19 protein-coding genes are annotated in these 14,511 nt (G+C 47.0%); 7 read left to right on the forward strand and 12 right to left on the reverse strand.

Going from position 1 to position 14,511, the window contains the following annotated elements; all coding sequences use genetic code 11:
- Positions 1 to 276, forward strand: a 276-nt coding sequence (locus AWB54_RS16165) for a hypothetical protein (protein ID WP_207644258.1), incomplete at its 5' end; no start/stop codon positions are given.
- Here AWB54_RS16165 and AWB54_RS12330 read toward each other — a convergent pair.
- The 3 genes from AWB54_RS12330 to AWB54_RS15980 are packed head-to-tail and all read right to left on the reverse strand — an operon-like array spanning position 265 to position 1,691.
- Positions 265 to 1,338 (reverse strand): glycosyltransferase family 10 domain-containing protein, encoded by a 1,074-nt coding sequence (locus AWB54_RS12330; RefSeq protein ID WP_061214906.1) that lies wholly within the window; start codon positions 1,336 to 1,338, stop codon positions 265 to 267. The genes AWB54_RS16165 and AWB54_RS12330 overlap by 12 nt on opposite strands.
- Positions 1,339 to 1,393: 55 nt before the next feature.
- Entirely contained in the window at positions 1,394 to 1,531 is a 138-nt protein-coding gene (locus tag AWB54_RS15975) for a hypothetical protein (protein WP_160328955.1), read from the reverse strand.
- Positions 1,515 to 1,691, reverse strand: a complete 177-nt coding sequence (locus tag AWB54_RS15980) for a hypothetical protein (protein ID WP_160328956.1) — start codon at positions 1,689 to 1,691, stop codon at positions 1,515 to 1,517. Before AWB54_RS15980 ends, AWB54_RS15975 begins: the two co-directional genes overlap by 17 nt.
- A gap of 101 nt (positions 1,692 to 1,792) precedes the next feature.
- On the opposite strand from AWB54_RS15980, the gene AWB54_RS12335 reads away from it, so the two are divergent.
- Together AWB54_RS12335 and AWB54_RS12340 are read left to right on the forward strand one after the other, a co-directional pair.
- Complete coding sequence (locus AWB54_RS12335) at positions 1,793 to 2,047, forward strand: type II toxin-antitoxin system Phd/YefM family antitoxin (RefSeq protein WP_061214907.1); 255 nt, start codon at positions 1,793 to 1,795, stop codon at positions 2,045 to 2,047.
- The gene (locus AWB54_RS12340; RefSeq protein ID WP_061214908.1) at positions 2,040 to 2,294 is read left to right on the forward strand and encodes a Txe/YoeB family addiction module toxin; all 255 of its coding nucleotides are present in this window, start codon (positions 2,040 to 2,042) and stop codon (positions 2,292 to 2,294) included. Before AWB54_RS12335 ends, AWB54_RS12340 begins: the two co-directional genes overlap by 8 nt.
- A 39-nt stretch (positions 2,295 to 2,333) precedes the next feature.
- Here AWB54_RS12340 and AWB54_RS12345 read toward each other — a convergent pair whose 3' ends face one another.
- From AWB54_RS12345 to AWB54_RS12360, 4 genes are all read right to left on the reverse strand, one after another.
- Complete coding sequence (locus AWB54_RS12345) at positions 2,334 to 3,260, reverse strand: GDP-L-fucose synthase family protein (protein ID WP_061214909.1); 927 nt, start codon at positions 3,258 to 3,260, stop codon at positions 2,334 to 2,336.
- 14 nt (positions 3,261 to 3,274) lie between these two features.
- Positions 3,275 to 4,261: an NAD-dependent epimerase/dehydratase family protein gene (locus AWB54_RS12350; protein WP_061214910.1), complete on the reverse strand. Its 987-nt coding sequence runs from the start codon at positions 4,259 to 4,261 to the stop codon at positions 3,275 to 3,277.
- 46 nt (positions 4,262 to 4,307) lie between these two features.
- On the reverse strand, positions 4,308 to 5,660 hold the full coding sequence (locus AWB54_RS12355) for a nucleotide sugar dehydrogenase (RefSeq protein ID WP_061214911.1): 1,353 nt from the start codon (positions 5,658 to 5,660) through the stop codon (positions 4,308 to 4,310).
- A 249-nt stretch (positions 5,661 to 5,909) separates the two neighbouring features.
- The gene (locus AWB54_RS12360; RefSeq protein WP_061214912.1) at positions 5,910 to 6,779 is read right to left on the reverse strand and encodes a DNRLRE domain-containing protein; all 870 of its coding nucleotides are present in this window, start codon (positions 6,777 to 6,779) and stop codon (positions 5,910 to 5,912) included.
- 229 nt (positions 6,780 to 7,008) lie between these two features.
- On the opposite strand from AWB54_RS12360, the gene AWB54_RS12365 reads away from it, so the two are divergent.
- Positions 7,009 to 7,608, forward strand: a complete 600-nt coding sequence (locus tag AWB54_RS12365) for a DUF4489 domain-containing protein (RefSeq protein ID WP_061214913.1) — start codon at positions 7,009 to 7,011, stop codon at positions 7,606 to 7,608.
- Between the two features lie 215 nt (positions 7,609 to 7,823).
- Here the strand turns inward: AWB54_RS12365 and AWB54_RS12370 are convergent, their stop codons facing one another.
- From AWB54_RS12370 to AWB54_RS12385, 4 genes are all read right to left on the reverse strand, one after another.
- Complete coding sequence (locus AWB54_RS12370; protein WP_061214914.1) at positions 7,824 to 8,555, reverse strand: SigB/SigF/SigG family RNA polymerase sigma factor; 732 nt, start codon at positions 8,553 to 8,555, stop codon at positions 7,824 to 7,826.
- 13 nt (positions 8,556 to 8,568) lie between these two features.
- Positions 8,569 to 9,015, reverse strand: a complete 447-nt coding sequence (spoIIAB, locus tag AWB54_RS12375) for an anti-sigma F factor (RefSeq protein ID WP_061214915.1) — start codon at positions 9,013 to 9,015, stop codon at positions 8,569 to 8,571.
- Positions 9,016 to 9,048: 33 nt separating this feature from the next.
- On the reverse strand, positions 9,049 to 9,381 hold the full coding sequence (gene spoIIAA, locus AWB54_RS12380; RefSeq protein ID WP_061214957.1) for an anti-sigma F factor antagonist: 333 nt from the start codon (positions 9,379 to 9,381) through the stop codon (positions 9,049 to 9,051).
- A 76-nt stretch (positions 9,382 to 9,457) separates the two neighbouring features.
- Positions 9,458 to 10,603, reverse strand: a complete 1,146-nt coding sequence (locus AWB54_RS12385; RefSeq protein ID WP_061214916.1) for a D-alanyl-D-alanine carboxypeptidase family protein — start codon at positions 10,601 to 10,603, stop codon at positions 9,458 to 9,460.
- Positions 10,604 to 10,953: 350 nt separating this feature from the next.
- Between AWB54_RS12385 and AWB54_RS15985 the strand changes: the two genes are divergently transcribed.
- Both AWB54_RS15985 and AWB54_RS12390 read left to right on the forward strand, forming a co-directional pair.
- Positions 10,954 to 11,097 carry a hypothetical protein gene (locus tag AWB54_RS15985; protein WP_160328957.1) on the forward strand — a complete coding sequence of 48 codons (144 nt, stop codon included), beginning with the start codon at positions 10,954 to 10,956 and terminating at the stop codon, positions 11,095 to 11,097.
- Between the two features lie 31 nt (positions 11,098 to 11,128).
- On the forward strand, positions 11,129 to 11,566 hold the full coding sequence (locus AWB54_RS12390) for a hypothetical protein (protein WP_061214917.1): 438 nt from the start codon (positions 11,129 to 11,131) through the stop codon (positions 11,564 to 11,566).
- 48 nt (positions 11,567 to 11,614) lie between these two features.
- On the opposite strand, the gene AWB54_RS12395 is transcribed toward AWB54_RS12390, so the two are convergent.
- Positions 11,615 to 13,270: a DEAD/DEAH box helicase gene (locus AWB54_RS12395; protein WP_061214918.1), complete on the reverse strand. Its 1,656-nt coding sequence runs from the start codon at positions 13,268 to 13,270 to the stop codon at positions 11,615 to 11,617.
- Positions 13,271 to 13,641: 371 nt separating this feature from the next.
- On the opposite strand from AWB54_RS12395, the gene AWB54_RS12400 reads away from it, so the two are divergent.
- Positions 13,642 to 14,487, forward strand: coding sequence for a hypothetical protein (locus AWB54_RS12400; RefSeq protein WP_235811183.1), 846 nt, complete (start codon positions 13,642 to 13,644; stop codon positions 14,485 to 14,487).
- Positions 14,488 to 14,511 lie beyond the last annotated feature (24 nt).

Consider the following 14,511-nt stretch of genomic DNA (forward strand, 5'->3'; position numbering starts at 1 on the left):
CTCTCGCGACGTCCTGTCGCTCGCCCCCTTTCGCCTGCTCGCCTTCGCCGGGCGTTGCAACCATGCTTCGCCAACGCTCGCTTTGTATATTTATGCAACCCTTATGCAACAAAAGGGGTTTTCGCAGTGGAGTCACCTTATGCAACAAAAAGGTTTTTTGCAGCGGAGTCATTGTTTCCATATTTTTTCTATAATGTTTCTATCAAAAACAGGATATTGCATTTACTTGGAGAAATAGACAATAAAGAAAAGCATACTCATTCTTCAGGTTATTAACCAGGCCTCCTGGCAAGGGCGGATGGTGGTGGGGATTTTAGGGGTCTGGCGGGAGTGGGTTGCGGCTTCCAGTCGCAAAATACATCTTTCTATTACGGCGAAGAGATTGTAATAATCCAAAACCAGCTCTCTTGCCGCCCATATTTTATCCAGGTTTTTCTCATAACGATTTTCCGCCAGGCAGTTTTCGATAGAGCTTATAGCCGTTTCCACATCCTCAATATCTATTGAGGTGTAAGCGCCCTGAGGAAAGTACTCTGCCAGGTTGGGGCAGCCGTAATAAATGGGATAGGCGCCAGCCAAATAGCAATCAGCGATTTTTTCGGTCCAGTAATGCGAAAAAAAACTGTTTTCTATGGCTATGTGATACTTATATTCCCTGATGGCATCCCATTTATCTTCAATATCGTTAATGTTGAAGCCAAAATGCTCGATCCTGGAACCAAAGTGTTCCATCAGCCGATCCACAAAAGCCAGCCGTTTCCTGTGACCCTCGGTAAAATCTTTATTCGAGCAAACCAGAGAAATCTGCTGGCTTTTTTTAAAAGCTCCCATTCTTTTGAAATCATCATAATCCAGGTTGACTTTGCTCTGCACCGCTTTTATGTCGATGATTACCCGACCTGCATGCCAGTTGAAAGCCGGAGAATAGATTATGCGGGGATGGGAAAAATCGTGACCCGGACAAGTTATCACGGTGGAGAACTGTTGAACAAAATCCGGCTCATAGTAGAAAACACTGGGAGGCTCAACGGTAAGCAATATGGTGTTTTCTGGCGGGCAAAGGGTGCTTTCTTCATGTTGCAATCCATCATAAACTACCCAATAATCACATTCTTCTACCTCTTCGTTGATGAAAAACCGGCAATTTCTCCATATTCCCTGCGACCCGGGTGTTTGGCGAATGATAGGTTCATGGGGAACCCGGGTGGAGATTTTAACTTTTAACATCTCTGCCTCTCCTTTTAGATAAAAAAAGCGCGGGGTAAGCTCAAACAAATCATTTATCCCCGGGTTTGCAACCGTTTCGCCCTTGGCGATAGAACCTTCTAGCGTTTTCACCGTAATAAGCCTTTTATCTCTCGTTTATACTATCAACACTTCAGCCATCTACACTCTATTTAATGGCTTCGATTACAGTCAGGAATATTATATGCACCACATACAAAAAGAGAACCAATGCAGGACGAACTTTCAATCCTTTAAGATCAGAATAGATGAAAGGGGTTATTACGATATCACCAGAGCTGAGCATAAGCCTTATCCACCTCCAGATCATCCCAATCATCATACATTTCTTGGGGATCTCTCAGAGGAGTGGCTAATTGGATAATTAAAGCTTTGCATAAAACAATTAATTCTTCATGTGGCAACTGTTGAACTTCCTGAATTAATTGTTCAATCTTGACTGACATGTTTAATCACATCAAAATTATTATAGCATGGGTTTGATTGTTTAAAAACTTGTTGCTTAATTGTACATTGCATTGTACAATATATCAAAGAGGTGATTTCTATGATAGCTACAAATTATTCAGATGTAAGGCAAAACTTCAAAGAATACTGTGACAAGGCTACTTATGATTTTGAGACTATCATCGTTACTCGGGAGAGAGGCGAAAATGTAGTGATTATATCCGAATCAGAGTATAACAACCTTTTGGAAAACCTTTATGTACGAAGCAATCCGGAATATTATAATGAACTACTGCAGTCTATTGAACAGTTAAAAAAAGGGAGAGGAAAGAAAAGAGAGCTATTAGATGAATAAGATATTTTCAGATATCTCCTGGGAGCATTATTTATATTGGCAAGTTAATGATAAAAAGATACTAAGAAAAATTAATGATTTAATAAAAGATATCGAAAGAAATGGTAATGATGGTTTAGGTAAACCGGAGCCTTTGAAACATGAATTGTCTGGATACTGGAGCCGTCGCATTACATCTGAGCATAGATTAATTTATAGTATCGATGGAGATAATATTTACATAGCAAGTTGTAAGGGGCATTATTAGCAAGCGTGGGTCGCTCCTCAGCGTTGACCTGTTGTTTTTTTAGGGATTTTTAATGTACCAGTCATAGGTCAGTTTAAGCCCTTCCCAAAGCGAAACCCGGCTATGCCATCCCATTGCATTAATCCGGCTTGCATCCAGAAGCTTGCGTGGGGTTCCGTCCGGTTTTGAACTATCCCAGATAATCTCGCCCTGATAGCCTGCAATTGCTGCTACCATTGCTGCCAGTTCACTAATGCTGTATTCCTCGCCGCTACCCACATTGATGATATCTGCTTCATCGTAGTGCTTCATTAAAAAACAGCAAGCATCAGCCAGGTCATCGACATAAAGAAATTCCCGCCGGGGGGTCCCCGTCCCCCAGAGGTAAACCTGAGGACTGCGAGAAAGCATGGCCTGGTGAAATTTGTTTATCATGGCTGGCAGTACATGTCCGTTTTCCGGGTGAAAATTATCGCCCGGGCCGTAAAGGTTATTGGGCATTATGGCAATAAAATTGCTTCCGTATTGTGCCCGGTACGCCCGGCACATAGCTATTCCCGCTATCTTGGCTATGGCATAGGCTTGATTGCTGGGTTCCAGTTCGCCTTGGAGCAGGTTTTCTTCCTTGATAGGCTGGGGGGCAAATTTAGGATAAATGCAGGAACTACCCAGAAAGAGCAGCTTTTTTACCGCATATTTGCGAGCCGCTTCCAGCACATTGCTCTGAATTAGAATATTATCGTAGATAAATTCCCCGGGCCGCAAGTAATTGGCCCACATCCCGCCTACTTTAGCCGCCGCCAGGAAAACATACTCCGGCTGGAAGCTGCGGAAAAACTCCTCCACCGCATTCTGCCGGCGCAAATCCAGTTCATCAAAGCTGCGGGTAATTATATTATTATAGCCCCGGGCTTGCAAATAGCGCCCCAGAGCCAAACCCACCAACCCCTGGTGCCCGGCCAGGTAAATTTTGGCGTTTTTATCCATTTGCCTCCCACCTTTTAGTATTTCGGGTTTTTGCCCTCTGGTATAGCCCGGGTATACCATTCAATGGTCGCAGCCAATCCTTGCTCAAAAGAAATCCTGGGCCTGAAACCCAGCTCCAGCAGCTTGGATATATCCGGACAGCGCCTTGGGGGACTTCCCGGAGGCAACGAGCCTTTGATTATCTCTACCTCCCGGCCAAGATATTGGAAAAGCTTGTCGGCAACAGTATTTATGCTTATCTCTTCAGGATTGCCTATATGATATATGTTCAAGTGCTGGCCCGATTGTATCAGCGAAATTAAGGCATCAATAAAATCATCGATATAAATAAAGGCCCGGGTCTGGCTGCCATCCCCCTGAATGGGGAAAGGCACCGGCCCTTGCGGCTTGGATTCTATGGCCTTGATAGCGCGCAGGATAAACTGGGGCAGCACATGTTCCCAGCCCATATCCGGACCATAAACATTATGCGGCCGGAAAATCAATACCCGTTCAAAATCCTTGCGGCCGTAATTTATGGCCATTAATTCGCAGGCGATTTTCCCTCCGCCATAAGAAAAGCGAGGATTAAAAGGATCTGGTATGGATAAGGGTACGGCTTCACTGCTGGGTATTTGCGGGGGACTTTGATAAACTTCCGAGCTGGAGGCCAGTATCAATTCCCCTATTCCCTCTGCGCGGCATGCGTCTATGACATTCAGCATGCCTCGTATGGCTATATCCAGTACCATTTCTGGTTGATTGTAAAAGAATTCGGTACCGTTTATATAAGCCAGGTGAATTAGTGAGTCCATCCCCTGGGCCGCGCCTATAAGCCGCTCCCGATCACGAATATCCCCTTCTACTATCTGAACTTCACCGGCTAATCCCTGAAGTCTTTCCCGCCGCCCGCGGCTATTGTTGTCATAAATCTTTAGCTCATGACCTGCACTTAGCAATCTCCTCGCCAAAGCTGTTCCGATAAAACCGGTTCCTCCAGTGATCAGGTACTTCCTGGCCATTTCTTCACTCCCTCGCTGATTATTCCTAAACTACCCAGGAACCCCCTTAAGGTAAAACGGCTCGGGAATGACTGCCCAATGCCATATACCCAATACCGGACGGTAAATGAAGCTCTTTGGCCACAAAATTGTTCCAAAAATCATAGATTAAAGCGGGACGAGCCAGGAGTTCACTTAGATCTTCTATCTGCATATGAGCAAACCGGGGGTGATTGTTTAAGATAAGAATTAGATTTGCACCTCTCACGGCATCTTCCAGGCTAACACAGGGAATTAAACCGAAAGCCTCTATCTCCTCAGCCCTGACTACCGGGTCAAATCCCCGAAAATGGGCACATGGAAAGTGCTTTTGCAAGGAATTTAGAACGGGTCTGGCCATGGTGCCGCGAAGATCATCCGTGGGCGGCTGCCCCTTGAAGGCCAGACCAAGCAAGGAAATCTGCGGGCAGGCAGGAAAAGAAGCTAAGCCAGAACAAACCCTGTGCAGGTAAGATATCACTTCTTCTGGCTGCTCTTCGTTAATTTTTCTAGCGGCCAGGGTAATTTCTGGGCGCAGCCCCAGTTCCAATATTTTCTCAGCCAGGATATGGGGGTCTTTTTCCAGGCAGGGACCGCCTACCGGTCCAGGCTGGGGCAAGCGGCTACGGGGATAAGCCAGGTTTCCCGCTTGAATCACCTCAGCCGCACTAACCCCTATGGCATCACATAAACGGGCTACTTCATTGGCATAAGCAAAAAAAACATCCCGCTGAGCATTATCAATCAGCTTGATCATCTCAGCCGTTTCCATATCACTTACCTTTATTACTGTGGGGGTAATAAAGAGGAATAAGTGAGCGGCTCTGATAGCTGCTCCGGGAGTAAGGCCACCGACGATTTGGGGCAAAGAGCGAAGTTCCTGCAAAGCTTTACCTTCCAGGCTCCGTTCCGGACAAAAAGCCAGTTCAAAATTAACCCCGGCCTCCTCCAGGATAGCCCGGACAATTTTACGGGTGGTCTCTAATTTTACGGTGGAACGCATAATAACCAGGTCATTTTCTTTTAGATGTGCCGCCACTTCCCGGCAGACATTTTCCACCATATCAAGCCGGACTTTACCCTTTTCGTCCAGCGGAGTACCTACGGTTATTATGAAAACACTTCCAGCGAAGTTATCCGCTATGCTCGCAGTGACCTGCAGCCTGCCTGTCTTAATCACATTTTTTAGGCGGGCTGATAAGCCGGGTTCATAGAAGTGAGATTCCCCTTTTTGCAGCCTGGCCACGATATCTTTTCTAATTTCCACCCCCAGTACCTGAAAACCGCATTCCGCCATCACGGTAGCCAGGGTAAGGCCCACATAGCCCAGCCCCATTATGCAGATATTTCGGTCGGGATATAAAAGGGGCACTTTGCTCATTTTTTATATCAATCCTTTCGCCAAGGCAAAAACCAGAATAAATCTTCCCGGCTATGACCTGCACCTTATCTAACTGCTTTCAACCCAGCGTTGCAACGAGGCGGGTGATTAAAACCCGCCGCCTGTTAAGTAAGAAAAGTGAGTAGGGGTACGCCTGATGCTCCCTACGGCCGCTATTGGGGTAGCGGCCATGGAGGTTAGTTAATAAGAACCCGGTCACTTAATGAAGCGGAGGATATATTCGCCTCGTTATAATTCTTTGCTTCGGGCATAAATACTTACTTTTTCCCCCCCTGCTCCGATCAGCAGTATCCGGGCAAATTCAGCTGCCTCCCAGCTGCTAAGGGCTACCGCCTCCCCGGGATAACCCCGGGCTTTCAAAGATATCTGCTCGCCCACATCATAATAGGTGGAGCAATGGCATTTGCCATATCCCACTTGTATCCTGGCCCTTAGCTTGCAGGAATCAGAACAATTGGCGATTAAAAAGGTGGCCAGCGCCCTTGGCCCCAGAGCTATAGGAGCAGATGTTGCCACCGGCACCTCCGGATAGGAGGGAATTATGATTTCTTCTTTGTCAAAGGCGTTCAAGACTCCGTCAACAAAGCTAATATGAAGTTTGGGCCATTCATCTCCATTGATATGTTTGCTGTTATAAAAGGCTACCAGGTTATTTTCCACTTCATTTCCTTTTAGCAACAGGCCGTTGTTGATAATGGAACCGTCATGCCAGCCTTTAACCAAACCGCTTAAATCCATCCTAAGCGCCCCCATCGGGGTGTTGGCGTCAACCCTGATTTTCCCGGCAATCTCGGGAGAGTGCAAGGGCTGGGTATCCCAGTTGACGGATTTTTCATGCCAACGGCTGAGTAAACGCTGTACGGTAATATCGATAGCATCCTTAACCTCATTCCGATACATAGTTAGTTCCAATTCCGCCTTTTCAATGCTGCAGCCGCCAGGAATGGCATCCAATCGAAACTTTAGCAAAGACCGGTAATTATCGCCTGTCTGCCGGAACTGGCTGAGGTTTAAACAGCTCTCGCCGGCAAAGTTGTCCCGAGCATACCACTCCGCTATATAACTATCATGAAAAGGCAATAATGTAATCGTTGCCACCGGCACATTCCTCCTCTATTCTCTCTATTACAAAATATGTCTTTTTTGTTGAAGTGTTACTAAGTCTGAGTTATACAAGCATATTCCTATATGTTTGTAATATAGGGATTAAATATTTTTATTTCCATTTAGTAACATCTCTGGTTCCGGCTGAATAATATAAGGCAGATGCAAACCATAGTGTAGGCATTATTCAGTCGTTAAATATTTTTACAGGAGGTAATGGTTTATGAGTGATTACAAGTTGGAAAACCCGGGTTGTTGCCCCCCTTGCCCCCCTTATCCCCCCCGGCTCAACCAGACCATTTTGAGCTGTGGAACTGGAAGCGGGGTTAATCTTCCTTCTCACAAAGAATCCCGTTCCCAACTGCTCAACCCTTATGTTGTTGCCAGTCTATCCATTGATACCAGCAATCTCAGCAGTCCCAGTGTGAAATTGGATTTCTCCAGTATAATAACCTATAAAGAACTACATGATTACTGGCTTTGTGACTTGCGTTTGACCTTTCAATTATCCAGAGTTTGCGGGGGAGCCAAAGCAGTGCTGGGAAGCTGGAACTTTGAAAGAAATGTGGGGTTTGGCTGGTATGGAAATAGCGGCAGAGCAACTGAAGGCAGTGAAGCGGAGCTTAGAGCAAACGGCATTGGCCTCACCGTTGAGACCGTAGATGCCTTCGGTTTTACCTTCTGCGATTGTCATGCTTGCCCCGGCTGCTGCACTTATATGGTTGAAGTGATTAATGCTGAAACCGAAGGTGTTGACTTTGCAAACGTTTCCAATCCCATGTTCAACGCTCTGGCAGTAGGTCCTCTGGCCTGGGGTGATTAATAAGAAACGTGAGGAGTAAGGGGTGAGGGGTTTAATTTATTTCCTGCTACATCTTGCTATTCAAGCCCCTACTAATTAACTTTTCATCGGTGCTTGTAGCCCCTGGCCATGGGGGGTAAGTTAAAAATGCCGGAGCTCTGCTCCGGCATTTACATTGGCCAGGTATAATTATGCTCTTTGTTCTTTTTTGAACTAAAAAAGCTAATGAAATCCCTCTATTGCAGGAGGCTGCGGAGTTTTAGAATGGCGCTCTTTTCTATGCGGGAGATTTGTACCTGCGACACTCCCAAGTCTTCGGCAATAACGGTTTGGGTCTCATCCTGAAAAAAGCGGCGGATAATAACCACCCTTTCCCGTTCATCCAGTTTGGCCAGGGCTTCTCGCAAAGCCAGTTTCTCCAAAATAGCCACATTCCCCTCTTCATGTACCAGTTTGTCCAGCAAAGAAAGTTGCTCCTTTTCCTCACTCGGCACAACATCATGGATATAGGCCGGAGTTTGACAGGCCTCCATAGCCACCACGATATCCTCTTTTTCCATTTCCAACAGGCTGGCTATCTCATTTACTCCCGGTTCCCGCCCCAAGTCCCCGCGCAGCTTGTCCTGAGCCCAACGGATACGGGCATAAAGCTCTTTGATTCCCCTTTGTACTTTTACCATGCCGTCATCGCGTAAAAATTTTTTTATCTCTCCGATTATCATAGGTACCGCATAGGTAGAAAAGCGCACATCAAAGCTAAAGTCAAAGCGCTCAATTGCTTTTAATAGCCCCATGGCCCCTACCTGGAAAAGATCCTCTTGATCATAAGAGGTATTTTTGAATCGTTCCAGGACCAGGTATATTAGTCCAATATTGGCTTCGTATAGCTGAGCTTTGGCTTCCTGGTTTCCCTCTTGCGCCAGGCGGAGGAGGGCTTCATTATTTTGGTAGGAATCGCCTGAGGACATGGTCTAGCCCCCTTTACGCATAGGCTTCCTGTTCTTTTTTCCCAAAACAGCGTTTAAGCCGGACCGTAGTGCCTTCGCCGGGCTGGCTGAAGACTTCCATTTCGTCCATATAAGACTTCATAAAGGTAAAACCCAGTCCCGTCCGGGAGCTATCGCTGGAAAAAGATGGTTCTATAGCCTTCTCAATATCTTCAATTCCTTTTCCATGATCCTCAACCACGATTTCCAGGCTACGATCATCCATTATGCTGACTAAAACAACTATCTTCTCATTACACCTGTTTTCATAAGCATGAATTATGCTATTGGATACTGCTTCCGAGACTACCACCTTGATTTCTTCTATATCTTCCAGGGTGCAATCCAATTGTGCGGCAAAAGCTGCCACGCAGGAACGGGCAAAGGATACATTCTCCGCCAGGCTTTTAAATTCGAAGCGTACATAATTCTTTACATTCATAATGATTCCAGCCCAGGGCTGGTATTCACCTCCTTAAATATTGATTATATCCTGTTCACTCCGATACAAGGGAACTAGTTTATTAATTCCGGAAAAAATCAGGATTTTTTCAACCGCCGGGCTGGCCCCAACAATATACATACGCCCGTTTTCAGCATTCATCCGTTTATATCTACCTATAATTACACCCAAACCGGAACTATCTATAAAGCTCACTTTCTCCAAGTTTAAAACCAGGTTTTTAACCTGCTGGCTTTGGATTTTGCTATCAATCTCTCGCCGGAGTTTTTCCGCCACTAACAGGTCCAATTCACCCGATATTTTCACCACCAGAGTATTCCTAATCACTTTTAAATCTATTTCCACAGCAAAATCCCCTCCCTGCAAGCTGCTAAAACAAGCTTCTACAAGGAGGGGACGAATACCTTCCACAAAATTCCATTTATAATAGATAGATTTCGGCAAATATTTTCCCGATTTCCTTAAGCAATCCTCCGCGACCGACATTACTGGCTGCGACCAGGTTTATCTCTTTAATCAAATCACCGTCTTTGTATAACGAGATTTCACCCAACTTCTGTCCTTTACTTACCGGAGCATCAACATAGGGAAGCAAGGTGGTTTTGCTGTTTATCTTCTTTTCTTCCCCCTTGATTAACGTGCAGCCCACTTCTTCTTCCGCAACCACTCCCACCTGCTCCTCCATGCCTTTGCCTATTTTTACCATTCCACAGCTTTTACCCTGGCCAATCAGGCTCTTAAAAGCATAACGGGCAAAACCATAATTTAAAAGCTGCATGGAGTCCCGGAAATTGCCATGTTTTTCCGGGGATGCCATAACCACGGAAATTAATCGCAAGCCATCTCTCTTGGCGGTTCCCACCAGGCAATATTTGGCTTCATCGGTCCATCCGGTTTTAAAGCCATCCGCCCCCTGGTACCACCAGAGCAACTTGTTGGTATTAAATAGCTTGAATTCTCCCTGCCTCAGGTCATACTCTTTGATAGAACTGTACTCTAATATTTTGGGGTGGGCCAGAGCCTCACGGCCAATTACCGCCATATCATAAGCACTGGTATAGTGTTTGGGAGCAGTGAGGCCATAAGAATTGATAAAGTGGGTATTCTTCAAGCCCAACATTTTAGCTTTATGGTTCATTTTGTCTACAAAGTTCTGGTGCGTGCCTTCCAGGTGTTCGGCCACGGCTACGCAGGCATCGTTGGCTGAACCAACGGCTATGGCAATGAGCATATCCTCGTAGCTCATCTGTTCTCCCGGCTCCAGATAAATCTGGGAGCCCCCCATCTTCCAGGCACTCTCACTGGTCACGACTTTGTCCTTCAGGGTTGCTTTCCCTTCCTCCAGGGCTTCCATCGCCAAAATCAAAGTCATCAGCTTGGTCATGCTAGCAGGAGCTAATTGCTTATGTTCATTTTTGGCCAGCAGTACTTTACCGGAATCAGCATCCATTAGAACATAGGATTCTGCTTTTGCTTCCACCACCTCGGCCTCCAACCTGGCCGGCGCAGCAATAATAAATACCATAACCCACAAGACAAGCCAGGCGATGCTCCTTCTACAACACATGATTCTAACGCACCTCCCCTGTAATAATCATTAGTGATTCCACTGCCAAAGTTATAAATATGCATAGTTTGCATAAAAAGGGGTTTTTGCAGCAGAGTCATTAGTAGATTATATTTAAAAATACAGGCTATTATACCAGCAAATTGTATGGATACAGGAGCTTCCCTCATTTTACTTTTTTCTACAAGCTGGATATGTTATTATAGTGACAAACCAGGCTTATTCTTCCACTATTCCGCTCCCGATAAAAAGGAGGAATCCGTTAGGTATATAGGTATTACTGGCCTTATGCCCGGTACTATGTCAACTGCTGCCGGACTGGTAATGCTCAGGAACAAGCCAGCCAGTCGGTGGCTTTCATCGGTAAGATGCAGGATCATTTACTAAAAGTCCATGGTGAGGAGATAAGCAAACTGTTTAATACCAAAGACGTGGCAGCCTTAAGTAAAACTATTAACTCCAAGGTAGGCCAGGTAGTTAATCTAGTGGCATAATACTATAATAAATTATACTCCGGAGGTTTATATGCTGGAAAATTGGCAATCAATCGCCGAGCAAATCTATATGAATGAGCTTACCTTTCCCCATTTGCGGGAGCGCTTGCAACACGGCGGAGAGCTTAGGGCCTGGTACAAATATTACCGGGGCGGCAATCAATGGGCCGGCAAGCATTTTATGGAGGAAAACGTTTTCCTGATGGAGGAGGTTCTTATCTGGGTGCAAATTGCCGAAGACGGGAAAATGGGCCTCTATAGCTTCAAGCTGGACGATATATCTAAAATCGACCGCAGTTATACCTTTGCCGACAAATCTCAGGAAAAGCTGGTTCTATCTCAAGCAACCGCAACTTTTAAAACCATGAAAGACAACCGCAAACGCGACACCCTGGTATTCAAACGCCCGCTTCCGGCTGAAGAGGGAGATGTAGAGGGTTTTGAACAGCTTATCGCCCTGCTGGATTAATATTTCCTTAGCTAATCATTGACTCTGCCGCAAAAACACCTTGGTAAGCTAGCCGTTTGGCAGGCCCTGGCGACTGGCCTGAGCCAGGAGCCGCATGCTTATCCAGTAATTGCGCTCCGCGCGGGAACGAGCGGATTGGATTCGCCGCAGGCATTCCTGCTGGGAGAACCACCATTCACAGCCCAGCTTTCCCCGTTCCAGGTTTCTTTCCAACTCGCCAACGATTTCCGCATCCCAAGCTTTCCTCCGGGCGTAGGCCAGGACCCGGTCGACCAGCAGCTGGTAGCTGGGGTGAAGGAAACTCTGGCTCTCATGGTCATATTCCAGGTCCAATACCGGAATCAGTCCCGCCAATTCCTGGGATATATCCGCCATTAATTCCTGCTCCTCATTGGAAGCACCTATGTAGAGGTAATACAGGCAGGCGTGGCTGTTTTCGCCCGACCGGCGCAATATTCGTCCCAGCCTTTGTATACGCTGCCGGGAACTCCTGGTGGAACAGGCGATTATGCCTACATCAGTGGCCGGTACATTCAAGCCTTCATCCAGCGCCCGGCAGGTCACCAGTATGCGTATTTCGGAGTTGCTGTACCGGCGCAGGACACGCTTTTTGCTCCGCTCATCCATTTCCGAATGATAGCGTCCCACCTGCCCGGAAAACAAGCGCTGCAGTAGGGCATAGATGGCTTCGGCCGTTTCTATCCTCTCATTAAAAATAATAACCTTTGCCGCTGCTGGAATCCTCTGCAGCAGATTTTGCACACAGCTGATCCGCGCTCTGGCCTTGTAAACTACATCCTTCCTCTGGTGAGCCAGGATGAGAACCGCGCGAGACAAGCCGGAAAGCGCAGAATCATCTGATTCCCGGGCCATTTCCTCCAGACAGGCAAAGAAGTGCTGGCTGGACAAGCCGTTAAGGTAAGGGCAGCGGCGCATCAGTACATCCAGCACCCGGGAAAGCTGTTCGCTCAATTCCAGGTATTCCTGTTCTTCGTCCGGGGTGAATTTCAATTTCAAGTTGAAAATGGAGAAGGAACTGATAATGTTGGCATTTAACGCCTCGGCAAAACCATATTTGTATATCTGCACGCCCAGGGCGGGAACCAGTTTTTCATCAAAGCGAGGGGCTTGCGGGGTAGCGGACAAGCCCAAAGCATAATAGCGGGAGGATGACCCCGGGGAGATATGGCTGATAAAATCAAAAATTCGCGAATTCTCGGGGCTGCTGTAATGATGACATTCATCGGCAATGAGCATTACGGCCGCCCCCCGCTGGTAATCTTCCAGCAGGTGCCGGGCTAGGCAGTGGCGGGCCGAATTTACGACATAAATCATGTACTTGCGGGTGGGCAAGTCTTTGTGGGCTCCGGAATAAATCCCGATCTGATCCCGGGCAATCCCCAATTCATCCTGCAGAGTCTGGGCCCACTGCTGCAGTAAAAATACCTGGGGTACTACGATTATAACCTTTAGACCCGCGGCATTCTCTCGCAACAATTGCTTTTCCAACCGGGCAATGGCACCCAGGGCCAGGATGGTTTTGCCGGCACCGGTTACCACATTGACAATACCCCGCCCCTGGTGCTGCATCCATATATCCAAGCACTCTTCCTGCCAGGCGAACAGCTTTTTTTTCAGCTGACCGCCAACGGCCGGGCCAGTCCTGTCCGGTCCCTCCGAATTCCCTTCGTAGAGCAACGACATGTTCTTTCTCCTATCCCTATTGTATACAGTTTTAGTATCGCCTTTTTATATAAACTTGGCAAGGCTAACCAGGCCCGCCAGGTGATGCAAATTAAAGCAGAATAACCCGAATTCCACAAAATCAGAACCATAATAGGCTTTTCTCCTCTCAATATATTTTTGTCAATGAAGTAAAGGAAATCATTGCCTGTTGTCGAAATACCCTGGTAGAATTAATATATATTATTTTGAGCAGCGGAAGAAACCGCGGAGCAGCATCAACACACCGCTGCAACGAGCCGGGGGATGAGAACCCGCCGCCTGTATAATAGGAACCCGGCCGCTTAGTGAAGCGGGGGACATGTTTCACCTTGTTATAAAGCATGATAATTATGGATAAAATCCTGGGAAGGAGCAGTGGAATGGCTGACTACGAATCATTATTAAAACAACAATTGCTAACGGAAAGAGAACTAAAAGAGAAAATCAGCAGTTTGCAGAAGTGTTTTAAAAGTCTGTGCAAAAACATGGAGAAGGGCGATCTTAAGAGCTGGAACCGTGAGCTGAGCACTATGCGCAGCCTGCTGCAGGAACAGGAAGCCTTGCTCACCGGCATGCAAGCCCAGGTAGATGAGTTCGGTATCCGTCCCTATATGGAAAACGGGGACTTTGTGGAACAAATGCTGGCCTATTGCGACAGCCTGGGGGTGGATGTGAAGGGCGATTTCCCCAGTTATGAAATGTTCCCCTTCCGGGTTAAAATCGATGCGGAAAACCTGGAATTATTCCTGGATAGGAAAAAAGTGCAGTGCCTGCGCCCCCTGGCTTTTGTGCAGGAGGTCAAGTCCAGCCGGGATAAAATGCTGCGGGCCAGCTTTGACCCCCGGTTTTTTGTACGGGAGCTGGCTGCGGCTTATGACCTGCTGCTTTTGAAGCAAAATCAGGGCAAAGCGCACCCGGTGCTGGAGGGAGATGTTTATCTGAAAAACATCTACACTATCCTTACCCCAATGAGGCGGTTCCGCCGGGATTATGACCAGCAAAGCTTCGCCTTTGACCTGGCCCGGCTCTATGCCTCCGACCTGCGTTCCACCGAGGATGGGCGCCGCTTTCAATTCGGCCCCAGCCGCAACATCAGCAAGGCCATCCGTATTCTGGACCAGGAGGGCCGGGAGCAGTATCTGGCCACCATCCGCTTTTTCGCCTCCCCCGAAGAGGAAATGACTTTGCCACTATAGATGGCAAACAAGCCTGGGCAAATG

Origin of the sequence: Syntrophomonas wolfei subsp. methylbutyratica, assembly GCF_001570625.1 — a bacterium.
Lineage (GTDB): Bacteria > Bacillota > Syntrophomonadia > Syntrophomonadales > Syntrophomonadaceae > Syntrophomonas > Syntrophomonas methylbutyratica.

Coding starts and splice junctions, on each gene's coding strand:
- AWB54_RS15975 (WP_160328955.1), bottom strand. CDS start 1,531: ATGCTCAGCTCTGGTGATATCGTAATAACCCCTTTCATCTATTCTGAT.
- AWB54_RS15980 (WP_160328956.1), bottom strand. CDS start 1,691: ATGTCAGTCAAGATTGAACAATTAATTCAGGAAGTTCAACAGTTGCCA.
- AWB54_RS12335 (WP_061214907.1), top strand. CDS start 1,793: ATGATAGCTACAAATTATTCAGATGTAAGGCAAAACTTCAAAGAATAC.
- AWB54_RS12340 (WP_061214908.1), top strand. CDS start 2,040: ATGAATAAGATATTTTCAGATATCTCCTGGGAGCATTATTTATATTGG.
- AWB54_RS12345 (WP_061214909.1), bottom strand. CDS start 3,260: ATGGATAAAAACGCCAAAATTTACCTGGCCGGGCACCAGGGGTTGGTG.
- AWB54_RS12350 (WP_061214910.1), bottom strand. CDS start 4,261: ATGGCCAGGAAGTACCTGATCACTGGAGGAACCGGTTTTATCGGAACA.
- AWB54_RS12355 (WP_061214911.1), bottom strand. CDS start 5,660: ATGAGCAAAGTGCCCCTTTTATATCCCGACCGAAATATCTGCATAATG.
- AWB54_RS12365 (WP_061214913.1), top strand. CDS start 7,009: ATGAGTGATTACAAGTTGGAAAACCCGGGTTGTTGCCCCCCTTGCCCC.
- AWB54_RS12370 (WP_061214914.1), bottom strand. CDS start 8,555: ATGTCCTCAGGCGATTCCTACCAAAATAATGAAGCCCTCCTCCGCCTG.
- spoIIAB (WP_061214915.1), bottom strand. CDS start 9,015: ATGAATGTAAAGAATTATGTACGCTTCGAATTTAAAAGCCTGGCGGAG.
- AWB54_RS12385 (WP_061214916.1), bottom strand. CDS start 10,603: ATGTGTTGTAGAAGGAGCATCGCCTGGCTTGTCTTGTGGGTTATGGTA.
- AWB54_RS12390 (WP_061214917.1), top strand. CDS start 11,129: ATGCTGGAAAATTGGCAATCAATCGCCGAGCAAATCTATATGAATGAG.
- AWB54_RS12395 (WP_061214918.1), bottom strand. CDS start 13,270: ATGTCGTTGCTCTACGAAGGGAATTCGGAGGGACCGGACAGGACTGGC.
- AWB54_RS12400 (WP_235811183.1), top strand. CDS start 13,642: ATGGATAAAATCCTGGGAAGGAGCAGTGGAATGGCTGACTACGAATCA.